Raw genomic sequence first — 26,300 nt, forward strand, 5'->3', positions numbered from 1 at the left:
GCACTCATTTGCAAATACATTTACCCGGTCAGAGAAGGTCGTAACTTCTTTAGGGACGTCAAAGCAAAGCAATGTCGAGGCTTCTTATATAGAGTAGCTTAAATAGCTCAATAAATCAATTAGGCAGATGGGATTCTGTCTTTTTGCCATGCTCAAAATTCAATAAGGACACACAAAATAAAGAAGTTTACGACTTATATTCGATAAACTTCTTCTTGTCTTTTGAAATTCGCTTAACTTAATGACATTGCCTTTTGACAGGTGGCTTTTATTGAAGCAGTTTCCGGGCCGGGCATAAAGAATGGATGGTCGAATCGCTATTTTTACGGTATAATCTTACGCAAGTGAAAAAATAATAAAGGTAGGTTAAGCTGTGAAAAAACTAAATGACTATTTATACTCCGGTGACACGGTGCTAAAGATTCTGCAGCGCTATTCCCGGGATTTAAAACAGGCAGCGAAAGAAACCCACAACCCGATTGATCTGGTGCACTGTAATTTTCTGCTGCAGATTGCCGAATTGCTCGAGCATAACGATTTTTTGGCGTCACAAGCCCAGCGGATACGGGAATTTTATAAACTGATGGCGACGGATTACCCCTTTCTGGCCTTTACCTTTAAAGGGCGGATTAAATCGCTGATCCGGGCAGAATCAAAATTCAATGGCTATATCGTCGAATATATTTATGACTATTACACGAAACACGGTTCTTATCCCTCGATACCGGAACTGAAAAACTATTTAAGCTGTTTTCGGGATCTGATTGCCTATCGGATCGTCATTTCGCTGCCCAAATGTCATTTAAAAACCGGGCAGACCGCTGCCGATGAAGAAATTAAATATCTTTATGAGGTCGCCAATAAACTGCCGGAATTTCTTGAAGAACGGGGATTTACCGCCGAAGTGTCGGCGACGACCGGGCAGCCGAAATCAACCCTGTTGAAAGAAGGCGTCAGCCCTTACTATCGGGATTATATTGTCAATTCCGAACCGAATGGCTATCAGTCACTGCATATCACCTTTTATGATAATATTGCCCGCAGTTATATTGAGGTCCAGCTTCGTACTAAAGCAATGGACGATTTGCCGAAATTGGTCCGGCCAATCATTTAGGTTACGAAAAACGGCAGGAAAGCGAACGGGCTCGACGGGATGTCATTCCCGAGGGTGAAAATATTTATTTTGATGATGCATTTGAACGGGGGATCGCTTTACAGCAGCTTGAGCTGGCACAGCTGGATGTCAATATGTTTGCCGCAATGGACAATTCGCTGATCAATGACGGCTGCGGCCTCTATCGTGGCCGACAGATTCTACCCTATGAACATCTGTCCCGGTTTCAGAATGACTTGATTGACTAGCCGCAACATTACCGAATGGAATCCGCTTGGCGTTTTGTCAGTTTCGGTGTCACTCGCTTTTCGACCACTCAAAGACAAAACAGGGAAAGAAGATGATTAAAGCTTGGTTCTTAAAATTAGTTCGGGGTACAAAAAAATTGATAGCTGCAAGGGTCAAGGATTCACCTTAACAGGCAGAATCTGACGGCACCATTAAACAAGCAGGAGGATGAAAATGCCGAAGAATAATCCGCGACGATGGCTGATTGCGTCGATCATCATGACACTGATTGGCGGGTTGATGGTTTTTATGGGAATACTTTTAAATGGTTTTAATTATTTCTGGATGATCCTTGTGGGTCTGTTGCTGGGAATCACCTTTTTGATTATGAGTGGGGTTTTTTATAAACAGGCCCGGCTGCTTGACAAGCTTTTTAAGGATGTCGATCAATTGGCTCACTGGACCTTTTTCCCTGCTGAGCAGCAGCAAAAGGCAGAAGCCGAATTTATGGCACGAAAAGCGTTTAATCGGATTTTGATTGGGATCATGACGTTTTTCTTTGTGGTGATTGTCGCTGTTTTTCTGATCTTTGGCTTTGACGATGCCGAGGAGGCGCTTTTTTTTGTCCTCCTGATGGGGGCGGTTCTGCTGTTATTATACGGCGTGGCCTTTACTGTACCAATTCTTTCCTATCGTCGGATGAAGGCTGCACTACCGGCGGTTTATGTCAGTCCCTATAGTGCCTGGATCATGGGAGAATACACCCAGTGGGTGGCGCCGATGACCCGGCTGACGGGAGTCAATTTTGGTCATTATCCGGATGGCTCGGTGGTGATTGCGGTGCATTTTGACAGTTTCCAGCGAACCGGGCCGCAGCCACTGATCTGCCGGATTCCGGTACCCCGCGGGAAAGAAGCGGAAGGACAGGTGGTGGCCCAACGAATTGCGACAATCAACAAGGTCGACTTCACGATTAGTGAATGCACCGAAAGTGATCGCTAAAAATTACGCAACCTTTATCGCAAGTTCGTCATGACTTGAAAGAGATTAAGAAGGAGGAATGATGACGCGAATATTTTTAATTATTTTTGTTCAGTTGCTGTATGTGCCGATGTTAACCTTGCGAACCATTTGCATGGTTAAAAACTTAAAAGTCTTAACTGGTTTGTTCGGGTTTATGGAAGCCCTGATCTATATTTTTGGTCTGGCCATTGTTCTGTCCGGCGAACAGAGTATCCTTGAGATGGTGGTTTACGCCGTTGGTTTTGCGGCCGGTTTGATCTTGGGGATTTACATTGAGCAAAAACTGGCCATTGGTTTCACCAGTATTCAAGTCAATATTGAAGAAGAAAACCCCACTCTGGTTGAAGTTTTGCGAAATGAAGGCTATGGGGTAACGGTATATTTGGGCGAAGGAAAATTTGGCAAACGGACCAATCTTGACATCCTGACCCGACGAAAATCACAAAAGAGTCTGCTGCAGCTGATTGATCAATACGAACCAACGGCATTTATTATGTCGTTTGAACCGAAGATGTTTAGGGGCGGTTATCTGATGGAAATGATGAATGGTCGTATTAAGAAAGCGCTTGGTACTCATCCAGAAAAGGAAGTAAAAAGTGTCATTGAGAAAACCGTTGAAGAAATCAGAAATGAAACTGAAACACTTAAGAATAACTGGTTTGACGAATAGGCAAAACTCCAGCGTAAAGACGCGGCCAGGGAATCACTTTACCCCCAAAGGGGAGGCCGCTTTTTCTACTTAGCTGGTCTTTTTGCGCCTAATTCAAACAATTCCCCGTGGTGGCGAGACAAGGGCGGCATAGCCCTCGGGATCGGTATTGCCCTCGGTGCTAAACAGCAGAATCGTCGCCTTATCGTAGAGCTGAAGCTGGGCTTTGAGGTCGGCGAGGCGCTGGTCGCGGCACAGCGCAACCAAAAGTCCCAGACCGACGGCTCCGGATTCGCCGGAGATAACTGCTGGATCGGTAGCCTCGGGCCAGGCCAGGGTTTGCATCCCCAGGATGGTGACCCAGTCCGGGCAGCGGGCAAAGAAGCTGGCATAGTCGCGCAGAATCGGCCAGGTTAAGGGGTTGGGTTCACCGCAGTTTAAACCGGCCATGATCGTTTCGGGATGACCGCCAATGGACGCAGGCTGGCCACTTGCGACGGATTGATAAAGACAAGCCACTGTATCGGGTTCGACAATCGTCGTCAGCGGCGGCTTTTGGTTGTAATAATGAGCCAGATAGCCCAGCACCCCCCCAGCCATGGAGCCGACCCCGGCCTGCAGAAAAACGTGGCTGGGTTTAGCGATACCAAGATCATCCAACTGCGCCAGTGCTTCGGCGGCCATGGTGGTATAGCCCCGGGTGATGGCGTTGGGGATGTCTGCATAGCCGGCCAAAGCGGTGTCCTGAATCAGGAGATAGCCGTTTTCGTCCGCCAGTCTTGCCGCTCGGCGGACGGCATCGTCGTAGTTGAGGTCGGTGATTTCAACCCGGGTTCCATTGATCGCCCGGATCGCTTCGGCCCGACAGGCTTGCGAGCCCCGGGGCATCAGCACTATCGCCCGGCAGCCAAACATGGCCGCCGCCCAGGCCACCCCCTTGCCGTGGTTACCATCGGTGGTGGTGATAAAAACCAGGTCTTTGAGTTTTTGGCGCGCCGCCGGGGTGGTCAGATCACGGTAATCGAGGTGCCCGGCATCGAGATGAAGGTAATTGGCAATGATAGTCGCCATCGCATAGGCCGCCCCCAGACCCTTAAAGGCATTAAGACCAAAGCGCTTTGCCTCATCCTTGATAAAAATGGCGCCAACGCTCAGTTCTTTTGCCAGTGCCGGCAGCGACACCAGTGGTGTCGGCTGGTAATTGGGCAGTGACTGATGAAAACGCGAAACCGCGGCAACGGCCGCCGGGGCCAGTGTCGAGGTGATGGGTTGGCCCAGGGATTGGCCGGGGATAATAGAAATTGGTGATTGCATCGGAATTCTCCTTTTTGATCATCAGGAATTGGTAAAAAAAACAGTGCGGCATGGCCGCTGTTCGCCAAGTTTTTTCCGAAACGATTCTTAAACTGTCCGACAGACAGTTTAAAGAACTGTTCGTCACCACGTTAAAAAATTATCTGGATAAACTGGCCCAAAGGATGTTGAAGTTTTTATCGCCGCTGTCGCTGTGTCAGTGACTGGCCGCTTCTGGTGACGACGGTTCAGTTACAACGCCAGATAATCTTTAATCAGAAAGGCCAGCTGCAGGTTGAATTTTTCTGCTGTTGTCAAAAGCTCCATGTTTAACAGCTGCCGGATTTTTTTCATCCGGTAGTTAATCGTGTTGCGGTGGGTGAAGCTGGCATCAGCCACCGCCTGAATGCTACCGTCATGCTCGAGGTAGAGTCGCAGGGTCACCGTCAGATTGGTCTGATTCTTGGCATCATGGGCTTCCAGCAGGCTCAGGCTGTCATCGGCTAGAGCCGCTAAAATGGTTCGGTCAGGCACTGCAAAAAAGAGCTTGAAAAGCCCCGTATTATCAAAAAAGCACAGCTGAAGGCTACGCTTTTGGGCCAGCTTCTGGGCAAAAAGGGCCTGCTGGTAGCTCTGATAGAGAGTAGACAGTGTATCGCAACGGGCTCCGATGCCTAAACAGAGCGGTGCTTCTAAATTGGATGCAACGTCGGTTATGATCGCAGTCAGGGCCGCCTGATCGGGGTGGGTCATCACGATGACTTTGGTTTCCTGGATTCGGAAATAGTAGAGACCGGGGTTCATCTGGCGCAGCCGCTCGATCAGGCGGGTCGGGATTTCCGAGGCCGCTGTGACCAGAACCCGGTAGTCGGCTACGGTTTCGTAGCCGAGACTGTTTAGGGTGTCGATGGCGGTTTCCGGTGCATGGGGGTGCAAAAGCAATTGTGAAAAGGCCATCGTAGTCCGGTCTTCCCGATAGGACTGGGTAAACAGACGGTTGCCGTAATCCTGCATAATGGCCGCCAGATGGATTTTCCAGGGCATTGAAAAAAGCGGGAAATGGTGGGCTTCACAAAGCTCGATAACGGCTTCAGAAAGGGTCTCGACAAACAGATAGCGGCCGGTATTAAGAATCAACCCACCGGTTTTTCGCACAATCAGCCGGGTGATAAAATCGTAGAGCCAATTGTCGGAATTACAACTCATGCCGGTGGTAATAATCAGTTCACCACCTTTTAAAAAGTCGGTGGTGGCACTGTCTTCGGTAAACTGCACCCAGTTGATCGGGGTGTTAAGGCCAGCGCCACCAGCTAACAGCTTTAACTGGTAGGTTTTTTTAGTGGCATTAAATAAATCGGCTAAAATAATCGACATTTGGTTAACCTCGATTCAGACTCAGCGACGTGGTGAATGCATAAATATTTCAGGGGCTGGTTGAAAACCGTGGTGTTGATAAAAACCATGAGCATCAGCGGTGACAAGAAGACCATACAGCCCCTCAAAAGCCGCATCGTTGGTAATAAAATCCAGCAGTTGTTTGCCCAAACCCTTACCCCGGTGTGCTACGTCAATAATCACATCACAAATATAATAGGTGGTTGCAAAATCAGTGATTACCCGGGCAAATCCAATTTGTTCATGCTTTGAATCAAAAACACCATAACAGACTGAGTGTTCAATGGCTTTGATTATGGTTGTTTCGGAGCGATCCGGGGCCCAGTAAGTCTGCTGCATCATGTTTTTGATACTGGATAGTTGCAGCTTGGAATGATCTTTTATGATCTGGTAGTCTTTTGGCATTATGAGTCATCCTTTTCCTTTTTTCTTCAGTATACTAAAAGCAGCTTAGGCTGTCCAGCAGAAGGTCTGATTTGCGCCGCGTTATAAAAAAGGTCTTAAAAAAAAGCGACGATACACCGCAAGGCCTTAATAAATGGCAAAAAACGGGGTATAAAAAGAAAATCATTAAGAAAAATTAGAAGAGGTGAGTGTTATGAAGCGACTGACAAAAGCCTGGATCAGTTTGATCCTGTTAATCAGTACTCTGGTTATTAACAGTTTGGGGGCCTTCGGAATTTTTAATGGTCTATCCCAGAAGGATATTTCGAACATGAATGGAACCCTGATTACCCCGGCGCCATCGACCTTCAGTATCTGGAGTGTGATCTATCTGTTGTTAATCAGTGCCAGTATCGTGATGCTGGTTAAAAATAAGGATGATTATTACGGTGCGGCCATTGACCGGATCAGCTATCTGTTCTGGCTCTCCAGTGGTCTTAATATGCTCTGGATTGTTGTTTTTTCCTATACCCTGATCGGGGTCTCGGCCCTGGTGATTCTGGCTTTTGCGATCACCCTGAGTCTTTTGGTGCGGCAGCTCGGTAAAATTCAGACCGGTCGGCAGTGGCTGCTGCCGGCGGCTTTTGGGATGTACAGCGGCTGGCTGCTGATTGCCACGGTGGTCAATGTCGCCTCCTGGCTGGTTAGTATAGGCTGGCAGGGATTGGGGATTGCCCCGGACGTCTGGGGAATTATCATGCTGATTGTGGCGGTAGCAGTGACGGCGGTGGTTACGCTGGTTACCAAAAACGCGATCCTGCCGGTGCCGGTGGCCTGGGGGTATTTTGGCATTTATCAGGCCTTAACCACAGCGGCGGGTTATGGCGGTGCATATCCGGCGCTGGCAATGACGGCGCTGGTGGGTATTGGCCTTTTGGTCGTGCTGGTTGTGATTCAGTTATACCGAAACCACTGGCAACTGCTGCCGGTGACACCTCCCGATGGCATCTGAAAGGAATGATAGTATGTTTAATCAGCACAAAAACAAGCCGATAATTTAGGCTCGATAGCCATTGCACCCGCAAGTAGCTGTGCTATAATAGCAGACATAAACAAGACAAGGAAGTCACTTCCCGGTCTTGTTTTTTTTGCCGAATTAATTTGCGAAACCGCGGTCACAGCAAAGGGGCTTTGATGGCAGGCGTTGTTTCGTTTCGGTAAGCTGCCGAGAAGAAACAACGCATACGGTCTTATCGCAATGATCATTAGAAAAAGAGAAGAGGAGTTTAAAATGTTAAAAAATGCCTTACCAGAAATCATCACCGAACAAGTACCCGGGCCCAAGGCGGCGGCAGTGATTGCACGCCGGGGCGATGCGATCCCCGGAGCAATCAAATGTGTCTATCCACTGGTCATCGAGAAAGGTGCCGGTGCGATGGTTGAAGATGTCGACGGCAATCATTTTGTCGACTGGGTCGGCGGTGTCGGGGTACTCAATATCGGTTATTCCCATCCGGAAATTGTCGCCGCGGTTAAAGATCAGTCGGATAAATATTTTCATGGGATGTTCAATATTGTCACCCATGAGGGTTATGTGAAACTGGCCGAAACGCTAAATGCCATTGTCCCAGTACGAGGCGATGAGAAGATGACCTTTTTTGCCAACAGCGGGGCTGAAGCTGATGAAAATGCCGTCAAAATTGCCAAGGCCTTTACCGGACGCCCGAACATCATTGTCTTTTCCGGAGCCTTCCATGGTCGGACGATGCTGACGATGACGATGACTTCGAAAAAAGCCTATGCCCATGGCCTGGGACCTTTTCCTGACGGCATCTATCGGGCCCAGTTTCCCTATCTCTACCGCAACCCGGCGGGGATGAGCCCGACCGACGCGATCGCCTACTATACCGACAGCATCTACCGGGTCTTTGAAGAATCGTCGCCGGCTGACCATGTCGCGGCAATTGTGGTTGAACCGCTTCAGGGTGAAGGTGGCTTTATTCCCGCCCCACTGGAGTGGATTCAGGCGGTCCGTAAAATCTGCGATGAAAAAGGGATTCTTTTGATTGCCGATGAGGTTCAAACCGGATTCTGTCGAACCGGCAAAATGTTTGCTTCACAGTATTGGCAGGAAGTCGGCGCGGCACCGGATATTATCACCACGGCCAAATCGATTGCCGCCGGTCTGCCATTGAGTGCCATTACCGCCCGCAAAGAAATTATGGAATCCGTCAAGGGTGGCACCATCGGCGGCACCTATTGCGGTAACCCGGTCGCCTGTGCCGCAGCGCTAAAAGTCATTGAAATCATGCAGCGGGATCGTCTTGATTTACGGGCCGGTGAAATCAGTGACATCATCATGGCCCGCTTTAACCGCTGGCAGGAAGATTATGCCGTCATCGGTGATGTCCGGGGGATGGGAGCGATGGTCGGAATTGAATTTGTCAAAGACCGAACCACCAAAGCGCCTTACCCGGAACTGGTTTCGGCCGTTGTTGACGAAGCCGCAAAGAACGGTCTGATCATCGAAAGCGCCGGCGTTTACGGCAATGTCATCCGTTTCCTGGCACCACTGGTAATCACCAACGATCAGCTCGAAGCCGGCCTGGATATTTTTGAAAAAGCCCTGGCTAAATGTGTAAAAGCGGTTTAATTGGTTATTTATAAAAATAAACCGGCGAAAAATGGCTGTTAATAATGCGGTTTTGATGACGACGAACGTACCGACTAGTTGTTTATCTGTTGTTCGCTACGGGATCATACAGGTTTAACAACCTGTTCGCCCCGATGCGGACAACATGATGTAACAAAGTCGCTACGGGTTTGGCTGTTAACAAACGTATCGCGTAAACAATCGCCGCTACAGAGTTTTTTATACAAAACCGGTAAAAAGCGCATAGGCGCACTCAGCCGGAAAGGAGAAACGATGAAACAATTTAAAATTACGCCGCAGATCCTCGAGTTTGACCACTGCACTGAGGTGGGGAAACATTTCGGGATTGGCGCGGGCGATCTGGTCTTTATCAGTGACCGGACCTATGCCCAGCATTTTAGCGGTGCCATCAGTGATGAGGCCTATCGGGTCAACTACCGCAGCTATGTGACAGGCGAACCGACTGACGTGATGGTCGAGGCGATTTATGCCGACATCAAAGACTACCAGTACCAGCGCGTCTTTGCCATCGGCGGCGGCACGATTCTTGATGTTGCCAAGCTCTTTGCCCTTAAAAATACCGTACCGGTGGTCGATCTGTTTAACAAGGAACTGGAAATCAGTAAAGATAAAGAACTGATTCTGATTCCGACCACCTGTGGCACCGGCAGTGAGGTCACCAATATATCAATTCTGGAGTTGACCGCGATCAATTCTAAATTCGGTCTGGCAGTGGATGAACTCTATGCCGATTACGCCGTCCTGGTGCCGGAGCTGCTTTCTGATTTGCCGATGAACGTCTTTGCTACCAGTTCGATCGACGCCTTTATTCACGCGATTGAATCCTATACCTCACCCAAGGCCAGCGCCTTCAGCCAGCTCTATTCCAAAAAAGCCATGGAAATGATCATCAGCGGTTATCAGACCATTGCCGAAAAAGGTCCACAAGCCCGCACCCCGCTGCTGGGCGAGATGATGATTGCCTCCACCTTTGCCGGAATTGCCTTTGGCAACGCCGGTTGTGCCGCCGTTCATGCGATGAGCTACCCCCTCGGGGCAGTCTATCATGTCCCTCACGGCGAGGCCAACTATGCCATCTTTACGGCCGTTTACAAGACCTACCAGGCCCTCGCGCCTGACGGCAGCATCGCCGAGCTGAACGCCTTTCTGGCGAAACAGCTAGGCTGCGATAAAACAGTGGTTTACCAGGCTCTGGAAACCCTGCTGGATCATATCCTGCCGAAAAAAGCCCTGCGCGATTATGGCGTCACCCAAACCGATCTGGAGCATTTTACCGAAGCGGTGATGACCAAACAAACCCGGCTGATGGCCAACAACTACGTACCGCTCAATGAAGACCAGGTGCGGGCGATTTATCAGCAGCTGTATTAGTTACTTTTGATGCGTTATCTACCGTACCGACCAATTATTATGGCCCTATTTCACGGCAGTTCGTCCTGGAAATCTATAAAATCTTTATTAAGCGCCGCAAACTGTAATCACAAACCGACACCAGTACCGACAATTGTTATATCATGTTGTTTGCATCAAGGCGAACAGTTGCTGAGAAGAAGTGATTTATTTACACTTCAGTAATTAGCGACTGTACGAATTGTAAGCAAACAACAGATTAACAATTGGTCGGTACGGCAGTTGAGCGCCCAACCTAAAGTTTGCATCGGCCAAAGATTTTGGCTAGCCGTTGATTTTAACCAGCGCTTAGGTTAAACTTAGCCTTAGAGAAAGTCGAGGCTAAGAGGATGGATTACCTGAATAAAAATATTTCAATTAACTTAAAAGCGATCCGCAAAGAAAAGGGCATGAGTATGGATGAGGTGGCCGAGCAGACCGGGGTCAGCAAGAGCATGCTGGGTCAGATTGAACGAGGTGAAGCCAATCCCACCATTGGCACCCTAGGTAAGATCGTCAGCGGTCTGCGGGTCGATCTGGCTGACCTGACTAGAACCCCGGGGGTGGGCGTTTATCAGGTCAACCGCGACCGGCTGCTGCCGTCTAAAGAGGTGCCCGGCCAGTATGCTGTCTATACCTATTTTCCCTATGAAAAAAACCGTCTGTTCGAAATCTATGAAATTGAAATTGAACCCGGGGCTTGCTATGTCAGTGGCGCTCATGGTCAGGGAACCAACGAGTACATCGTCGTCCACGCTGGGGAACTGACTTTGGAAGTCGACAACAGTTTTTACCAGGTCAAACAGGAAGATGCCCTCAGCTTTGAAACCGCCGTTAAGCATATTTATTGGAACAAGGGTCGAGAGCCGCTTAAATTTATCATTGTGTTTGTCTTTAAACAGTAGCATCATGGCCGTCGAGACGGTTTTGTGCCCCCGGCTATGGGGAAAGAATGTGCAATATAATGCACATATTTATCTTTTTTATTGGACTAATACCCCTATATATAGCGTTTTGTAAAAAAAATAAAATAAATACCTGATGTGTGTTGACAACATAATGCACACATGTTATAGTGTAGATGTCAATTGACAGGACGAAGGCGTTCGCAACATGAAGATTCATGTTACGGCGTTTTTTTTGTTTAGCTGACAAACGATGAGGTTTGTCAGAAATATAAAACTATGACAACATGAACAATAATTGCTTTGCTGGCGTTAACTGGCAGCGAAGCTTATGGCATTATAACAGAGCGCATGAACAGGGAAAGGAAAATTGGAATGAAACTAAAAGACACCGGACTGACAAAAGAGGAATTAAAACAAAAAGTTGACACCTATATGATCGAGACTTACGAACGGTTTGATTTTATCGCCGAGACCGCAAAAGATATGTACATCTATGATGAAAGTGGTGAGGCCTACTTGGATTTTTATGCCGGAATTGCCGTTAACAGCACTGGCAACTGCAATGACAAGGTCGTCGCTGCAGTTAAGGATCAGGTCGCTGATGTGATTCACACCTTTAATTATCCCTATACCATTCCCCAGGTGCTGTTGGCTGAAAAGATTTGTACCAGCATCGGGATGGACAAGATCTTTTTCCAGAACTCCGGGGCCGAATCCAACGAAGCGATGATCAAAATGGCCCGAAAATACGGAGTTGAAACCTACGGCCCACAGCGTTATAACATCGTCACTGCCCGGATGTCCTTTCATGGTCGCACCATGGGGGCCCTCAGTGCCACCGGCCAGCCCCACAACGCCTGCCAGATTGGCTTTGGCGAGATGACCCCGGGATTTTCCTATGCTGAGTTTAACAACCTGCAATCTTTTAAAGATGCCGTGAACGACAATACCATTGCCATTCTGATCGAACCGGTTCAGGGTGAAGGTGGGGTGCATCCGGCAACGATGGAATTTATGCAGGGACTGCGGGCCCTCTGTGATGAAAAAGGCTTACTGTTGCTGCTCGATGAGGTCCAGACCGGCTGGTGCCGCACCGGGGCAATTATGGCCTATATGAATTACGGCATCAAGCCCGATATCGTCTCGATGGCCAAAGCCATGGGCGGGGGGATGCCAATCGGCGCCATCTGTGCCACTGCTGAGGTCGCCAAAGCCTTTACGATGGGGTCTCACGGCACCACCTATGGCGGCCATCCGGTTTCCACCGCGGCCTCCCTGGCTCAGATTACCGAGCTCCTCGACCGCGACCTGGCTGGCAATGCCCGGGAAATGGGGGCCTACTTTATGGATCAGTTAAAAGGTCTGCCCAAGGTCAAGGAAGTGCGTGGTCAGGGCCTGCTGATCGGGGTCGAATTTGAAGACGGGGTTTCCGGTGTCGATGTCAAACATGGGGTGCTTGAGAAAAAACTGCTGATCACCGCCATCGGACAGAACATTATCCGGATGATTCCACCACTGATTGTCACCAAAGAAGACTGCGACAAGGCCTATGGCATTATCGAAGCAACAGTTAAGGAACTGATTAATTAAAAGCAGGTGTGGGCGATCACGGATCGCCCCTACAGGGCACGATTTCATGCAACTTAATAATTAAATATCTAAACAATGGGGTTTTTACAGCAAAACAGCTGGCGGTCTAAATTTTGACCGCCAGCAAGCGGCTGGAAGAACCCCGTTTTTTATTATAAAGGCTCATCAAAGTATAATTGCAATTTATAACTACGAACAAAGATTGCTTTGCTGTCGGTTTTCACAAACGATTCTGTAACGTGTAGGCGAACTGGCGATAGCCTGTCCGCCGTACAGTGTAAGAATTGTTTCGTGTAAAACTGGCAGCGAAGCGCATCGCAGTATTGTTAGAGAAGAAAACAAATCCCAAAACGAAAGGAGTTTATGATTCACAAGCGGAATCATACAAAGAAAAAATGAGTGAAAAAACAAACAAGTCAAAATTTGACAAAGTGTTGAGCACCAAAGACATTTTTGTACTGGCCTTCGGAGCCATGATTGGCTGGGGCTGGGTGGTCAACACCGGCATCTGGATTGAAACCGCCGGCGCCCTTGGTGCGGCGCTAGCCTTTGTGATCGGGGGCATCATGGTACTTTTTGTCGGCCTGACCTATGCCGAACTGACAGCGGCAATGCCCCAATGTGGCGGCGAGCATGTCTTTAGTTATAAGGCCATGGGGCCGACCGGGTCGTTTATCTGTACCTGGGCGATTATTCTTGGCTATGTCAGTGTCGTGGCCTTTGAAGCCTGTGCTTTCCCGACGGTTATTCAGTACCTCAGCCCCAACTTCCTGCAGGGCTATATGTACACAGTCGCCGGCTTTGATATTTACGCCTCATGGGTAGCAGTGGGGGTTGTGACCGCCATTATCATTACCATCATCAATATTCTGGGCGCCAAAACAGCGGCCAAGCTGCAGACCATTTTTACCGCTTTAATCGCTGCCGCCGGGATTTTACTGATCGCTGGTTCGGTTATCAATGGTGATCCCGCCAACATTGCAGGCAATATGTTTGCTGGCAACATTGAAAATGGCACGACCGCCCTGGGTGGCGTGCTGACGGTTGCAGTCATGACTCCATTTTTGTTTGTCGGCTTTGACGTGATTCCCCAGGCGGCCGAAGAAATTAATGCCGGTTTCAAGAAAATCGGTGGCATTATGATTCTCTCGATCCTGATGGCAGTGGCCTTTTATGCACTGATCATTCTGGCGGTCGCCTATGTGATGCCACTAAGTGCAATGGCCAATTCCACCCTGGTAACCGCTGATGCTATGGGCCTGGCCTTTAACAGCGCCATTATGACCAAGGTCTTGATTGTTGGCGGGATGGCCGGGATCATTACCAGCTGGAACTCTTTTTTAATCGGTGGCAGCCGGGCGATGTTCTCAATGGCAGAATCCAACATGATTCCCAAAGTTTTTGCCAAACTGCACCCGAAATTTAAAACCCCGGTGCTGGCCATTGCCTTAATTGGCGTACTGTCGGTGATTGCCCCTTTCTTTGGCCGCAAAATGCTGGTTTGGATTGTTGATGCTGGCAGCTTCGGCGTTTGTCTGGCTTATGCAATGGTGTCGTTATCGTTTCTGATTCTCCGCAAAAAAGATCCGGAGATGAAACGTCCCTATAAAGTTCGTTTCGGTACCTTTGTCGGGATTGTCGCTGTCGCCCTATCGGGCTTGATGACCCTGCTTTATGTGATTCCACTGCCTTTTGCGTCCACCGCTCTGGTGATGGAAGAGTGGATCATGGCTGGTGGCTGGGCGATCCTCGGGGTGGTCTTCTACGGTTACTGTAAGTATAAATATGGTAGTGAGTTTGGGGCTCATATGGACGTTGAATATGAAGATATCGACGACCTACCGGTCTTTTCTGGCCGGGTTGGCAGCGTGACGGAATAACCCCACCGGGATGCCGGAAGTTCGGTGAACTTAGCGCCCCGTTTCGCACGAAACAATTCTTGCTCTGTACGGCGGATAGGCTATTGCCTGTTCGCCTAGACGTTACAGAATTGTTTGTGGAAACGGAACGCTAAGTAATCATTGTTCGAGGTTTTAACAGTAGCGAACAACAGCATGAAAGGAAAGACTTATGAATAGTTTTAGCTTTAAAATCCCCCAGGAAATTATCTGTGGGGTCGATAGTATCAAGAAATTGCCGGAGCTTTTGGCTAAGCAGGGGCTTAAGAAGGCGCTGGTTATTTCCGGGCCCCATCTTAATAAGATGGGGGTGGTGGTAAAGATTACCGACATTCTGGCGCAGGCCGGGCTGGACTTTGACAGCTTTACCGAAACCGAAGCGAACCCCTCGGTGGAAACCGTCGATAAGGCAACTAAGGCCTTTATTGACAGCGGAGCCGATTGTATTATTGCCCTGGGCGGCGGCTCACCGATGGATGTGGCCAAGGCGGTGGGCGTTCTGGCCCGCTTTGGCGGGGCGATTGGGGACTACGAGGGCGCTGATAAGGTCCCCGGGGCAATTGTTCCACTGATTGCCATTCCCACCACCGCCGGAACCGGCTCGGAGGTGACGGCCTTTGCGGTGATTACCGACCGGGCCCGGAATTATAAGCTGACAGTCTTCAGTTATGAACTGCTCCCGACCACGGCGATTCTTGATCCGTCGCTGGTGATGACCACTCCGGAAAAGACCGCTGCCGCCTGCGGGATTGATGCCCTGGTCCATGCCATCGAGGCCTATCTGTCCAAGGCAGCCTCACCGTTTTCCGATGCTATGGCGCAAAAGGCGCTGACCATGCTTGGTAGCAGCATCCGGGCCTTTGTGGCCGATCGCACCAATCCCCAGGCGGCCGAGCAGATGCTTTATGGCAGTATGTTTGCCGGGATCGCCTTTGCCTGGGCAAGGCTGGGTAATGTCCACGCCATGGCCCACCCCTTGGGAGGCTATTTTGATGTGGCTCATGGGGTCGCCAATGCAATCTTACTGCCCACGGTGCTGGCCTATAACGCCCTGGCTGATACCGGCCGTTATAAAATCATTTACGAAGCGATCAGCGGACAAATCGCCGGGCCTGATTTTGATCCCGCAACCCTGGTGGCGGCAGTATCCAGGCTGAGCGCCGAGCTGGGAATTCCACAAACGCTGACGGAAGTGGGTGTGACCGAGGATATGATCCCGGCAATGGCCGTAGATGCCATGAAAAGTGGCAATATTCTGGTCAATCCCCGATCCACCACTCTGACCCAGATCGAAGATCTGTACCGTCAGGCGCTGTAGCACGTAATTGACAGCCATGAGCCCGCTGCTCAGTTTCCCACGAAACAGTTGTTACACTGTACGGCGGACAGGCTATCGCCTGTTCGCCTACACGTTACACAACTGTTTGTGGAAACTGAGCATCAGGCAATGATTGTTCGCTTAAGTTGTATAATGAAAAGAGGTTAGAAATGAATGAAATTGAACAAAAAATAAAACTGATCGTGGAATCATCGGATTGTCCGCTCTATGCGCCGGGGGATGAGGTCATTTTTGACGGACCCCTGCTGGATAAAGACAACAGCGGAAATTTATGCATGATGGCACTCAGTGCAGTGTTTCCTTTTGTCTATGCCGCCCGGAAAGGGGTCATTAACGAGGCCCCGCTTCAATGTCCGGATTGTGGGGAAAAGGTGGTATTCCGGATTTACAAAGCCTGATGCCTCCCCCATATAACGTAAAACAGCAGTGACGTCACCATTCGTCGCTGCTGTTTTTCTTAGAACACTCCTTAAAATACAAATGATTATTTTATCTTTACCACCAGGTAGAAGTCGGTTATACTTTAAACTGTCGGGCTGGCTTTGGGTCAGACCAATATTGTGATTAGGAGCGAAAAATGTTTATTATTTTACTTAACTACATTAAACCAGTTGAAGCGGTGGACGCAGTGATCCCCGCCCATCTTAACTATCTGGAGCGTTATTATCAGCTGGATAAATTTATCTTATCCGGTCGCAAACGGCCCCGGACTGGCGGGGTGATTCTCTGTCAGGCCCAGGATAAGGACGAAGTCTGGGCGATCATCGCTGAAGACCCCTTTTATTGTGAACAGGTGGCTGAATACGATGTTCTGGAATTTCTGCCATCCAAGGCAGCGCCGGGATTGGAGCGGTATCTGGTGGAGTAGGACTTTTCAATTTAGCGTAATCAATACTAAAAGCTCAGATGAATCGTCTGAGCTTTTAGTATTGAGGGAGATCTGGTTTTGGGAAATGACCCATTAAGTTGGGACAGGCTAATGGCCGGAGTTAAACCTGACCAGAGCATCCCAGTCAATGCTGCCGTCATCCTGGCAGAATAAGTGGGTGAATTCCTTGATCAGCCGGTTTTCGGCTTTTTGGTAAGCGGCGGAAAAGGCATCAATGTGGGTTTTGGGGAGCCGATCAATAAAGTGGATCAGTTTCAGGTAAAATTCCGGGTCGCCGGTGAGCTCTTCCCAAAAATCCTGTCCGGCCAGCTCGGTATAGAGTTTGGGAACGGTAGTCTTACCAGATTTCTTTTTACCGTAACTGTAACCGATAATCGGAACATAACGTTTTTTTGCTTGTTGTGCAAGTTTGCCTGCAGCTGAAAAATCCTGCTCCTGCTTTTTTTTACTGCTGGAATTGAAAACATTGGGCCCTGATTTAACGGCAATCGCATAGATGACGTCATCCAGCTCTACCATAATATCAATTCCCTGGGCAAGGGCCTTTTGTCCCTGAACAGCGGCGGTTGCAATGGGTTCAAAAAACAAATTTCCAAAAATCGTTTCTTCGGAGGAAGAAACATAGGCTGAAAGAATTGCATCGACGATTTGGGAGGCGCTCTGCATATCTTTAGCCCGAAACAAATAGGGATTTTTTTTACGCATCACTGATTTGATTGTCAGAGAATCAATTTTTGCAACTAACGAGATATAAAAATTATCGAGGGCTGCTGCGATTGCGGTTAGCAAGTGCTCTTCATTATAATTGGGATTAATAGCCATTGATTGTATGCTCCTGTTTTGACATTGCATTTTGAATTTTGAGATGAATATCGGTACCCCGGGCACGTTTTGATTTGATAACGGCGCTGTTATTTGCCACGGCAATCAGCATCTGTCCCAAGGATCGGGAAAGTCCGACGGGAACGGCATTACCGATCTGACAGTATTTTGCCGATGTGGTGCCAGCAAAAACCCAATTGTCTGGGAATTGCTGAATGCGAGCATATTCACTAACACTCAGGGGGCGATCCTTGGTTGGATGACACAACATCGAGGCCTTCTGTACCGGGCTTGTCACCAGGGTAGGTGAAGGCTGATCGTAGGAGAGACGTCTATAAAATCCGACTTTGCCACCACCAGAGAGATAAGCACCACCCATGGCTTCTTTAATGCGTTCCGGCGGTAAGTCTTTCCAGTTGCCACCTTCGGGAACCATTTTTAGAAAGTCCAAACGGTCTTTACTGAAACGGGTGCATTCACCGGGGTCATCTTCCAGATCAAATATGGCATCACGCAGTGTACGCCACAGATAGTCTTTTTGTTGGTGCATCTGAAAATGGGAGGGCATCGGCAGAAAGATCTTTTCATGATCCCGGCTTCCGATAATAATCAGCCGTTCCCGGAATTGCGGAACGCCATAATTAACCGCATCCAGCACTCCATAGATGGTCGTGTAGCCCAATTTCTCAAATTCATCAAGAACAACTTTAAAAACCGAACCCCTTTGGGATAAGGGATCGTTGCTTTCTTTACTCCGTTCTGTTAGTGGGACATGATTAATTGAGGAGGAGATCAAACCTTTGACATTCTCCATGATAAAGAAGCGGGGACGGATGGTATCGATCATGCGGATATAGTCCATAAATAAACTGCCCCGGGGATCATTGATTCCCAATCGTTTACCTGCGGTTGAAAAGGGCTGACAGGGCGGGCCGCCACAAATTAAAAAGGGTTCTTCCCGGGTAAGGCCGGAAAGCTTTAAAACTTCGTGCGCACTAATTTTTCGAATATCTCCATCAATGACATTGTGACCGTTTAGTCGCATGGTTGACACACAGTTTTTATCAATATCTTGTCCAATTTTTATATCTAACCCTGCCTGCATCAGGCCAATATCTAAACCCATGCCACCGGAAAATAATGAGATGACAGCGGAATTATTCGTTTGTATTGTTGACATAATCGTTCACCATTTTTCTATTTTGATTTAATTTATTATAGCATACTTTAATCATTATAGATATGATAAAAGAAACAGATGATCGGTGGTTGCATTCGCTATAAATTTACGGGTTTTAGCACGGGCAATCAAATATAAAAATCAGAGCTAAGTCCAAGAATTGTTGGCGAGGCGCAAAACAGCACAACAATCCGTGTCGTCGAGACCGAATCGGCCGGTCAGTCAGAAACGCTTCTGGATGGCGTTAAAAGAAAGTTGCGGGATGGTGAAAAAAAGCAAGGATATACTGTCAAGACGGATCGTTTATGCGAGGATTGACCTTGAAGAATTAGCGGATTTTGGCTGATAATGAATAGAATGAGACAAAGAGGCGAATTCGTTATCGCCACCCCCTTTAAACGAAAGGGTTTCGAAGCATTTCGAAAGGGTTGCGAAAGGGTTAAATGGCTTTAATAAGCCATTCGAAAGGGTGAAAGGGTTTTTTCTTAACTCAGCGTTAGAGAAAAAAGTATAATAAAATATATAAATGCGTTTTTTGCCCCCCAACCCCTTCGACCCTTTCGGAAAGCCCGGAACCGGGCCAAATTGAAAGTATGACGAAGTAGCGGAAAAAGTATGTAAGTGGCCTTGTGATAGCATAATAAGGTTGTGTACCATCCCGTAGGGTCGGTCATTGACCGCCCGAAACCTTGATCTTGAACCATCAGCAAGCATGAAACAGCAACCATTTTGTAATTGACCTTTAAGCGGATCGGCGATCAGGTAGTCAATAACGGCAGAGAAACAGTACCAATGAGGGTGTGATGTTGACATTACCCGGGCAATAAAGTAAAACAGGGGATTGCGAACCCCTTTAAATCAGCGTATACTTTTAAGTAGGAAGTAGAAATCAGTGAAGGGGGAGCAATGAAAAAGTCAGTGATCCTCAACCGGATAGTAAGATGGAAGGATGGTGAGCGTGGTGGCGTTAGAGAACTTATTGAATCGGATTAAATTAAAAGAAGTGGCCGCATTGCCGGAAAAAGACGAATGGTTAATCGAAAACCGGCGCCATGCTCAGGAAATGATGAAAACCGGAACCTGGACCTATGTCATCGGTTCAGACACAGTTTATTTTAGTGATGAATACTATCGCATTATGGAAACGATTCCAGATCAGCATCAAAAAAAGGCCGATTCCTATTTTCAGTTTGTCTACCCAGACGATCTCAACCAGCTGATCACCTCGAAATATGTCCGGCTGGTGGGTGAGCCAATTAACAATAAAGACGGCCTGAACACCGATCTGGTCGGTACCATTCAGGATATCAGCGACATCAAAAAGCTGGAGAATGAAATTGGTTTTATTAAAAAAAATCTTGAGCAGGCCCAGCGGCTGGCCAAAATCGGCAGTTGGGAAATGGATGCGGTTTCGGACCAGAACTACATGTCAGCCGAGGCACTGCGCATTTTTGGGATTACGGCAGCCGAGTTCAAGGGCACCTTTGATGATTTTCTGAGCCGGGTTCACCCCGAGGATCGCAGCATTATCACCGACTCAACCTTCGGGGATCTGTCAGAAGAACCCTTTGAGCTGGCCTTTCGGGTCATTCACAAGGATGGATCGATTCGTGATGTTTTTCAGATTGTCGAGTTCCGGCTGGATTCGGCCGGACAGATTGCCCATGTCTATGGCACCATCCAGGATGTCAGTGAAAAAAAGGCCTACGAACGGGCCATTGCCAGCAAACAACTAGAAATCGAGAAAATTTCGCAGCGCTCCCGAATTCTGGTGCAGGAGTCGGGGGTGGTGTTTGCGATTATATCCGAAGCGGGCATTATCAGCTATATCAGTGACACCGCCCGGAAGGTGATCAGCTATCATCCCGGGCGGATGAAGGGGCGCCTGATTTATGATTTTTATGAGCCGGATCAGGCCGAGGTCTTAAAAGCGATGATTGACACCGTCCTCAATGAACCGGAGCAGGTCCAAACGGGGGTTATCAGCTTTGCAGGTCAGACCGATAAAGCCATCTACCTGGAAGTCCATGTCCGGAATTTTCTTAGCCATCCGACCATTGCTGGCCTGGTGCTGGATTTTCGGGATATCACCAACCGCATTGTGATGCAAAAGAAAATAGAAAAACTGGCCAACTATGATGAGATCACTGCGTTGCCCAAAGCCAGCCAGTTAAGAAAAGAGCTGGCCGAAAAATGTCGCCAGGCCAATTTAAAAAAATCCAGCCTGGTGCTTCTGATGCTGGACTTTGAGGGTTTTAAGGAGATCAATGATTCGCTGGGGCATCGGGTTGGACAGCAGCTGATTGTCCAGCTGGTCATGCGGCTGCGCGGTTTGTTTGGCAAAGATACCCTGATTTCACGGTATTCCGAGGATCAGTTTGCGATTGTCATCGAGGGACTGATTAATCTGGATGCCTATCAGGCCAGAGTGGCCGAAATCATCGATTTCTTTTACCGCTCCTTTAAAATCGAGGTCTATGAGTTTAATATCAATGTCAATGTGGGTGTCAGTGTCTACCCTCTGGAGGTAGAAGCCCAGGAGCTGTCGATGGATGAGCCATTGTCTGATGACGACATCAGTCGGACTCCTGACGAACCGGATGAGGTTGAGCAATTGATTCGTTATGCTAATATTGCCCTGATCTGGTCGAAAAAAGAGGGCCACAACCGCTACCAGTTTTATTCATCCGAGCTCAACATTCAGAATTACAAACAGCTTCAGCTGCGTCATGATTTGCGGATGGCCCTTAAACGGAATCAGTTCATGGTTTTTTATCAGCCAATTGTGCGGATCAAAACCAATGATATTTTAGCCATAGAGGCACTGATTCGCTGGAATCATCCGGATTGGGGGATTGTTTCACCGGATGAGTTCATTTTTCTAGCCGAAGAAACCGGCGCCATCGTTGAAATGGGGAAATGGATGCTGCAAAAAATCTGTGATGATCATCGCTATTGGCTTCAAAAAGGGTATCCACCGGTCTATATATCTTTGAATTTTTCCAGCATCCAGTTTTACGAACGCAATTTTGTCGAAAACATCCAGGATATTCTGGCCGAATATGAGGTCGACCCCAAATACCTGATCGTCGAACTAACCGAAAGCCTGCTGGTTGAAGACTCCCAAAAAGCCATTGATGACATTAAGAAATTGCAGGCGGTCGGGATAAAAGTGGCTCTGGATGATTTTGGTACCGGCTATTCGTCGCTGAGCTACCTGAATCATTTTAATGTTGATATCATAAAAATGGATGCCAGCTTCATCAGAAACGTCATGCTCGACAGTAAAACGGCCATCATCACCCAGGCCATTATCAATCTGACCAAGGCGCTGCACATCAAGCTGGTCACCGAGGGCATTGAAAACTGGGATCATCTGGCTTTTCTAAAAGAACACAACTGCTTTTCGGGGCAGGGCTATCTCTATTCGCGGCCGGTACCCTTTTTAAAAATCGATGAATTGCTACAAAAAGGCAAATGTCGGCCGCCACTGAGTCGAACCACGGCGAAATCCCAGGTGGAACGGCGCAAATATTTCCGCCAGCGGTTTCGTAATTTTTTAATCACCGAACTGACGATTCTGCGCATTAACGATAAACAGATGCATGTCGGCAATTCCCGGGTATTGATTAAAGATATCGGTCCTGGGGGCTTGTGCTTTATTTCCAATATTCAATTTCCACTGGAACGGGATTTCACGTTACGCTTTGCAGCCACCCTGATGGGCGGCGAGATGACCGCCATTGGCACCCCTGTCCGGGTTGCGGAGCTTAGTGAAAGTCTGTTTGAGTACGGCGTCAAGTTTATGATGGATGAGCAGGAAAGTGAAGAACTGACCCGGCGACTCTATGAGCTCCAGGTAAAAATGAAGAAAAATATTCTTTTTGCTGACGGCAATTTTACCGATAAAACCGCCGAAGACTACTTTGACGAACTCACCGGTCGGCCCGCTAAGGTCGATTTCAGCCAATACCGGAAAAATCATTTTTAGGAATAAAAAAAAGATGAACGCGATGTTCATCCAGGTTGTCCATAAACTTCCGTACCGACCAATTGTCAATCTGTTGTACGCTGCGGAATCGGACAGGCGATGCCGTGTCCGCTCCGATGCGTACAACATGATGTAACAATTGTCGGTACTGGGTTATCTTTTTAGACAGTCAGAGATGAACACGATGCTCATCTTTTTTTGCCTTACAGCAACTGGGCAGCCAGGGGCTGCTGGGTTTCTAGAAAATCGACACAGAGAATGTATTTTTTGGCTGCCAGCCGAAAGACCCGGGAATAGGTGATGCAGAGACTGCCGGTGGCCATTGACACATAGGGCTCGGAAATATAGGTGTCCTGTTTGCGCTTGATCAGATTATAATAAAAGTTTTTGATCGAATGATCAACACCCATCTTGGCGGAGTGAAAGACCAGCTTTTCGCAGGCCCCGATATTTTTGGCGCCCACCGTATCGCTGCACTGAATGCCGGATTCATCGAGGACATAGGCGCAATCCACGGCTTCGGCGCCCGTCAGGCATTTTGTCAGCTGGCCATCAAATTCATCGGGGTGATCCACCACCGCCAACGCCTTGATCATGCCATTGACGGTTTGGGTGTAGGCCAGACACTTCTGATTATAGTCCTCCAGCTCCTTTAGCAGCAGTGCCTTGTAGGCATCCACGACCTCGGCTGTTTTAGCGATCAGCTCGGCTTTGAGCACAAAATCATTGCCTGGTTTGGCAAAATAGAAGCCCTGAATGACCTGGCCGCCGAGTTTTAGCACCTGGATGGCTTCGCTGCGGGTTTCCACCCCTTCAGCCACAATCAGGGCCCCAATCTTATTGGTGAGATTCACCAGCGATTTAAAGACCTCCTGCTTGTGGTAAATATGATCCATATCTTTTATAATCGAGCGGTCAATTTTAACGATATCCGGTTTCAGTCCGGCAATCCGATCCATATTCGAAAACCCGGCGCCGACATCGTCCAGGGCGATCAGAAAGCCTTTGTTTTTGTAGGTGGCGACAAACTGGGTCAGGCCGCTGGTGTTTAAGGCCTTGGACTCGTTGATCTCAATGACGATATTTTTAGGGTTGATGCCGCTCTTATCGACCTGGTCGCAGAGATAATTCGACCCCCCCACTTCATCAATGATGGCGGTGTCCAGATTAAGAAAAAGCAGCAGATCCGGATTGACCTGATAATAATCTAAAAAGGCGGACAGTACCGCATCACGGCAGGCCCGATCCAGGGGGATGGTCAGTCCGGCGGTATGGGCGGCAGAAAAAAGCTGCTGGGGCGGAATGGTTTTTTCCGCTCCGGGAATGATCCCCCGAATCAGGCCCTCCAGACCCAGAATTTTTTTCCCGGTGACAGACATGATTGGCTGAAAGTAAGCCACCAGGTTTTTCTGCTTGATGATTTGTGCAATATTAAAGGTTTCGTTGGGTTGGTTTGATTGTTCCAAATATTTTCTCCAGATTTGTACACGATCAAGTGTCATAATTTTTAGGCTAAGCTAATTGTACTGTTTTAAGCGGATTAATTCAACCTTTTTTACCGTCGCAATTCCGCTTTGGCAGGCTTTTTTAGACTATTTATGAAAACGGCCTTAATGATCGTGGTGAATATGGTTGCAGCAGTGGCTGTGGACATGGGGCTCCAAATCCTTGGCTTTACGCAAGATAAAATCCTCATAGGTTTGATTAATCATCTCGTAGTTATCAAAAATACTGGGATTATCAATGTTATCGTGGAGAGCCTTAAGCAGTTCGTGAACGTGATGGCGGTTTAAGTAGTCCGGCAGGCTGACATCAAAGTTCACATAGGCACCGATGGCCAGGGCCTGTCCGTAAAATTCAGCCAGAGCCTGCATGTGAGCGCCCAGATCAAAGGAAAGGACGCTTTCATATTCCGGCACCGTGCCACACAGATAAGAAAACAGCACCGCTTTGTTTTCAGCGCTGATCAGGTTGTAATAGAGATTAAAACCCCGATACCAGGCCCGCACCTCGGCTAAAAATAAAAAACAGGCCGAGTCAGGAAATTGAGCGGCCCGCAAATTGGCAACCTGATATTTTTCCTGGATGTCGGCATAATCAATCAGCCGGGTATATTCGTATGCAATCGCCTGGCAATACTGTTGTGATTCATCAAACAGATCCTCGTGCAGTAGCAGATAATAATGTTGATCCGCTTCGTCTGGCAGTACCAGTAGCTTGCTACTGTTTTCAAGCTCCTGCCGGGAGGCCGTGACAATGGCCTGGTCGCATTTGGTGTTGGCCAGTTTAAGTCGTTCGTTGTAGAGATCGGTGGTGACAATGATTTCCAGGGGATAGTCTTTTTTGACCTGATAAACAAGATTATATGTTTCGATGATGTTTTGTACAAGGGACATGGATTTCCTCCTTGGGTATGAAGTTTAGTACGATTAAGAGTCCAGAATTAGTATAACCGTTTCTGGTGAAGTTGTAAATGGGGAAACGTTGATTTGGGGTTAATGGAGGCCGGAAAGACGGTGTCAAAAAATCAAAAGGCAGGGTTTATCAAGCGGCTGACGGGGTATAATGGAGTAAAGATCAGTGCCTCATGTTTGCCTGCCAATCGGAGGGAGGAAGGATTTGGATATGAACTGGTTTGCCGCTATTTATTTTAGTTGCTTTATGTATTATCTGATCACCACCATTGTGACCTTGTATCCGTGCAAAAAGAATGGTGCCAGAGGGGTCTTTGGGATGATTTGCCTGAATCTGGCCCTCTGGTCGATGCTGTTGTTCATGATGAGCCTTGCAGATAGCCCCGAGCTGGCCGCTTTTTACCGCTGGGTCATGTGTTTTTGCTGGAACGACCCATTGCCATGGATAGCTACAATCTTCATATCAGCGCCAGCATTGGGATTGCCTGTTTTCCCCAGGATGGTTACTCGCCGGAACTGCTGATTAAAAATGCCGATATTGCGATGTATGAAGCAAAGGAGCAGGGCAAGGGCCAGTTTGTTTTTTACGAGGACAGTCTAAAAGAAGACATCGATGAAAACATGACCTTGAGTAACGATCTCTATTCGGCCATTGATAACAATCAATTTGAACTGGTCTATCAACCGCAGGTGGATGCCACCACCCAGGAGATCAACGGCTTTGAGGCCCTGATCCGCTGGCATCATCCGGAGCGGGGTCTACTGGCGCCAGCAAAATTTATCCCCCTGGCCGAGCGGACCGAGCTCATCATTCCAATTGGTGAATGGGTGATCCGCACCGCCATGGCGCAACAGAAAAAATGGCAGGAGCAAACCGGGAAAAGGCTTCGAATGGCGGTCAATCTTTCCACGAAACAGCTGAAGATGGCCGATTTTGTGAATGTGATCGAGTACGCCCTGCTGGAATTTGACGGTGATCCGGCATCTTTTGAGTTTTAGACTTTAGTCTGTTGAGCACGCAAAACGTGCGAAATAATAAACCACCTGCTATGCGGGTGGTGGGCAAAAGGGTTATACCCAAAAATCACCTTTCCATGTAAGATAGAGATGTTCAGGCTCT

The 26,300-nt window shown here is 48.2% G+C and carries 20 protein-coding genes and 1 pseudogene; 14 read left to right on the forward strand and 7 right to left on the reverse strand.

Going from position 1 to position 26,300, the window contains the following annotated elements:
* Positions 1–373 precede the first annotated feature (373 nt).
* The 3 genes and pseudogenes from BI182_RS10000 to BI182_RS10010 all read left to right on the forward strand — a co-directional run bounded on the left by BI182_RS10000 (position 374) and on the right by BI182_RS10010 (position 3,035).
* Positions 374–1,362, forward strand: a pseudogene (locus tag BI182_RS10000) (RelA/SpoT-related domain-containing protein).
* A 214-nt stretch (positions 1,363–1,576) separates the two neighbouring features.
* Entirely contained in the window at positions 1,577–2,344 is a 768-nt protein-coding gene (locus BI182_RS10005) for a hypothetical protein (protein WP_286807579.1), read from the forward strand.
* Positions 2,345–2,405: 61 nt separating this feature from the next.
* A complete protein-coding gene (locus tag BI182_RS10010) occupies positions 2,406–3,035 on the forward strand; it encodes a DUF2179 domain-containing protein (RefSeq protein WP_286807581.1) in 630 nt (209 codons plus the stop codon).
* A gap of 93 nt (positions 3,036–3,128) precedes the next feature.
* Here BI182_RS10010 and BI182_RS10015 read toward each other — a convergent pair whose 3' ends face one another.
* From BI182_RS10015 to BI182_RS10025, 3 genes are all read right to left on the reverse strand, one after another.
* Positions 3,129–4,328 carry a diaminopropionate ammonia-lyase gene (locus tag BI182_RS10015; protein WP_286807582.1) on the reverse strand — a complete coding sequence of 400 codons (1,200 nt, stop codon included), beginning with the start codon at positions 4,326–4,328 and terminating at the stop codon, positions 3,129–3,131.
* Positions 4,329–4,559: 231 nt separating this feature from the next.
* On the reverse strand, positions 4,560–5,681 hold the full coding sequence (locus tag BI182_RS10020) for a PucR family transcriptional regulator (protein WP_286807584.1): 1,122 nt from the start codon (positions 5,679–5,681) through the stop codon (positions 4,560–4,562).
* Between the two features lie 21 nt (positions 5,682–5,702).
* Positions 5,703–6,107 carry a GNAT family N-acetyltransferase gene (locus BI182_RS10025; protein ID WP_286807586.1) on the reverse strand — a complete coding sequence of 135 codons (405 nt, stop codon included), beginning with the start codon at positions 6,105–6,107 and terminating at the stop codon, positions 5,703–5,705.
* 193 nt (positions 6,108–6,300) lie between these two features.
* Between BI182_RS10025 and BI182_RS10030 the strand changes: the two genes are divergently transcribed.
* The 9 genes from BI182_RS10030 (at position 6,301) to BI182_RS10070 (ending at position 16,752) form a co-directional block, all read left to right on the forward strand.
* On the forward strand, positions 6,301–7,098 hold the full coding sequence (locus BI182_RS10030) for a TspO-related membrane protein (protein WP_286807588.1): 798 nt from the start codon (positions 6,301–6,303) through the stop codon (positions 7,096–7,098).
* Positions 7,099–7,377: 279 nt separating this feature from the next.
* Entirely contained in the window at positions 7,378–8,739 is a 1,362-nt protein-coding gene (locus tag BI182_RS10035) for an aspartate aminotransferase family protein (protein ID WP_286807589.1), read from the forward strand.
* A 273-nt stretch (positions 8,740–9,012) separates the two neighbouring features.
* Complete coding sequence (locus BI182_RS10040; RefSeq protein ID WP_286807590.1) at positions 9,013–10,131, forward strand: 4-hydroxybutyrate dehydrogenase; 1,119 nt, start codon at positions 9,013–9,015, stop codon at positions 10,129–10,131.
* Positions 10,132–10,499: 368 nt separating this feature from the next.
* On the forward strand, positions 10,500–11,054 hold the full coding sequence (locus tag BI182_RS10045) for a helix-turn-helix domain-containing protein (RefSeq protein ID WP_228880279.1): 555 nt from the start codon (positions 10,500–10,502) through the stop codon (positions 11,052–11,054).
* A 375-nt stretch (positions 11,055–11,429) separates the two neighbouring features.
* Entirely contained in the window at positions 11,430–12,647 is a 1,218-nt protein-coding gene (locus tag BI182_RS10050; RefSeq protein ID WP_070371490.1) for an aspartate aminotransferase family protein, read from the forward strand.
* 395 nt (positions 12,648–13,042) lie between these two features.
* Complete coding sequence (locus BI182_RS10055) at positions 13,043–14,527, forward strand: APC family permease (RefSeq protein WP_228880276.1); 1,485 nt, start codon at positions 13,043–13,045, stop codon at positions 14,525–14,527.
* 190 nt (positions 14,528–14,717) lie between these two features.
* Positions 14,718–15,863 carry an iron-containing alcohol dehydrogenase family protein gene (locus BI182_RS10060; protein ID WP_286807592.1) on the forward strand — a complete coding sequence of 382 codons (1,146 nt, stop codon included), beginning with the start codon at positions 14,718–14,720 and terminating at the stop codon, positions 15,861–15,863.
* A 170-nt stretch (positions 15,864–16,033) separates the two neighbouring features.
* A complete protein-coding gene (locus BI182_RS10065; RefSeq protein ID WP_286807594.1) occupies positions 16,034–16,282 on the forward strand; it encodes a TIGR04076 family protein in 249 nt (82 codons plus the stop codon).
* 179 nt (positions 16,283–16,461) lie between these two features.
* On the forward strand, positions 16,462–16,752 hold the full coding sequence (locus BI182_RS10070; protein ID WP_286807596.1) for a YciI family protein: 291 nt from the start codon (positions 16,462–16,464) through the stop codon (positions 16,750–16,752).
* Positions 16,753–16,860: 108 nt separating this feature from the next.
* Here the strand turns inward: BI182_RS10070 and BI182_RS10075 are convergent, their stop codons facing one another.
* Positions 16,861–17,595, reverse strand: coding sequence for a PmeII family type II restriction endonuclease (locus BI182_RS10075; RefSeq protein WP_286807597.1), 735 nt, complete (start codon positions 17,593–17,595; stop codon positions 16,861–16,863).
* On the reverse strand, positions 17,585–18,775 hold the full coding sequence (locus BI182_RS10080) for a DNA cytosine methyltransferase (protein ID WP_286807599.1): 1,191 nt from the start codon (positions 18,773–18,775) through the stop codon (positions 17,585–17,587). The genes BI182_RS10075 and BI182_RS10080 overlap by 11 nt, the downstream gene beginning before the upstream one ends.
* A 961-nt stretch (positions 18,776–19,736) precedes the next feature.
* Here BI182_RS10080 and BI182_RS10085 point away from each other — a divergent pair.
* Positions 19,737–22,766 carry an EAL domain-containing protein gene (locus tag BI182_RS10085; protein WP_286807601.1) on the forward strand — a complete coding sequence of 1,010 codons (3,030 nt, stop codon included), beginning with the start codon at positions 19,737–19,739 and terminating at the stop codon, positions 22,764–22,766.
* A gap of 203 nt (positions 22,767–22,969) precedes the next feature.
* Here the strand turns inward: BI182_RS10085 and BI182_RS10090 are convergent, their stop codons facing one another.
* Both BI182_RS10090 and BI182_RS10095 read right to left on the reverse strand, forming a co-directional pair.
* Entirely contained in the window at positions 22,970–24,232 is a 1,263-nt protein-coding gene (locus tag BI182_RS10090; protein WP_286807603.1) for an EAL domain-containing protein, read from the reverse strand.
* A 144-nt stretch (positions 24,233–24,376) separates the two neighbouring features.
* Positions 24,377–25,162 carry a hypothetical protein gene (locus tag BI182_RS10095; RefSeq protein ID WP_070371482.1) on the reverse strand — a complete coding sequence of 262 codons (786 nt, stop codon included), beginning with the start codon at positions 25,160–25,162 and terminating at the stop codon, positions 24,377–24,379.
* A 432-nt stretch (positions 25,163–25,594) separates the two neighbouring features.
* On the opposite strand from BI182_RS10095, the gene BI182_RS10100 reads away from it, so the two are divergent.
* Positions 25,595–26,179, forward strand: a complete 585-nt coding sequence (locus BI182_RS10100; RefSeq protein WP_286807606.1) for an EAL domain-containing protein — start codon at positions 25,595–25,597, stop codon at positions 26,177–26,179.
* Positions 26,180–26,300 lie beyond the last annotated feature (121 nt).

Origin of the sequence: Acetobacterium sp. MES1 (genome assembly GCF_002237635.1) — a bacterium.
GTDB lineage: Bacteria > Bacillota > Clostridia > Eubacteriales > Eubacteriaceae > Acetobacterium > Acetobacterium wieringae.

What these genes read in the sequence shown, in the direction of transcription:
- BI182_RS10005 (WP_286807579.1), top strand. Translation starts at nt 1,577, where the DNA reads ATGCCGAAGAATAATCCGCGACGATGGCTGATTGCGTCGATCATCATG.
- BI182_RS10010 (WP_286807581.1), top strand. Translation starts at nt 2,406, where the DNA reads ATGACGCGAATATTTTTAATTATTTTTGTTCAGTTGCTGTATGTGCCG.
- BI182_RS10015 (WP_286807582.1), bottom strand. Translation starts at nt 4,328, where the DNA reads ATGCAATCACCAATTTCTATTATCCCCGGCCAATCCCTGGGCCAACCC.
- BI182_RS10020 (WP_286807584.1), bottom strand. Translation starts at nt 5,681, where the DNA reads ATGTCGATTATTTTAGCCGATTTATTTAATGCCACTAAAAAAACCTAC.
- BI182_RS10025 (WP_286807586.1), bottom strand. Translation starts at nt 6,107, where the DNA reads ATGCCAAAAGACTACCAGATCATAAAAGATCATTCCAAGCTGCAACTA.
- BI182_RS10030 (WP_286807588.1), top strand. Translation starts at nt 6,301, where the DNA reads ATGAAGCGACTGACAAAAGCCTGGATCAGTTTGATCCTGTTAATCAGT.
- BI182_RS10035 (WP_286807589.1), top strand. Translation starts at nt 7,378, where the DNA reads ATGTTAAAAAATGCCTTACCAGAAATCATCACCGAACAAGTACCCGGG.
- BI182_RS10040 (WP_286807590.1), top strand. Translation starts at nt 9,013, where the DNA reads ATGAAACAATTTAAAATTACGCCGCAGATCCTCGAGTTTGACCACTGC.
- BI182_RS10045 (WP_228880279.1), top strand. Translation starts at nt 10,500, where the DNA reads ATGGATTACCTGAATAAAAATATTTCAATTAACTTAAAAGCGATCCGC.
- BI182_RS10050 (WP_070371490.1), top strand. Translation starts at nt 11,430, where the DNA reads ATGAAACTAAAAGACACCGGACTGACAAAAGAGGAATTAAAACAAAAA.
- BI182_RS10055 (WP_228880276.1), top strand. Translation starts at nt 13,043, where the DNA reads ATGAGTGAAAAAACAAACAAGTCAAAATTTGACAAAGTGTTGAGCACC.
- BI182_RS10060 (WP_286807592.1), top strand. Translation starts at nt 14,718, where the DNA reads ATGAATAGTTTTAGCTTTAAAATCCCCCAGGAAATTATCTGTGGGGTC.
- BI182_RS10065 (WP_286807594.1), top strand. Translation starts at nt 16,034, where the DNA reads ATGAATGAAATTGAACAAAAAATAAAACTGATCGTGGAATCATCGGAT.
- BI182_RS10070 (WP_286807596.1), top strand. Translation starts at nt 16,462, where the DNA reads ATGTTTATTATTTTACTTAACTACATTAAACCAGTTGAAGCGGTGGAC.
- BI182_RS10075 (WP_286807597.1), bottom strand. Translation starts at nt 17,595, where the DNA reads ATGGCTATTAATCCCAATTATAATGAAGAGCACTTGCTAACCGCAATC.
- BI182_RS10080 (WP_286807599.1), bottom strand. Translation starts at nt 18,775, where the DNA reads ATGTCAACAATACAAACGAATAATTCCGCTGTCATCTCATTATTTTCC.
- BI182_RS10095 (WP_070371482.1), bottom strand. Translation starts at nt 25,162, where the DNA reads ATGTCCCTTGTACAAAACATCATCGAAACATATAATCTTGTTTATCAG.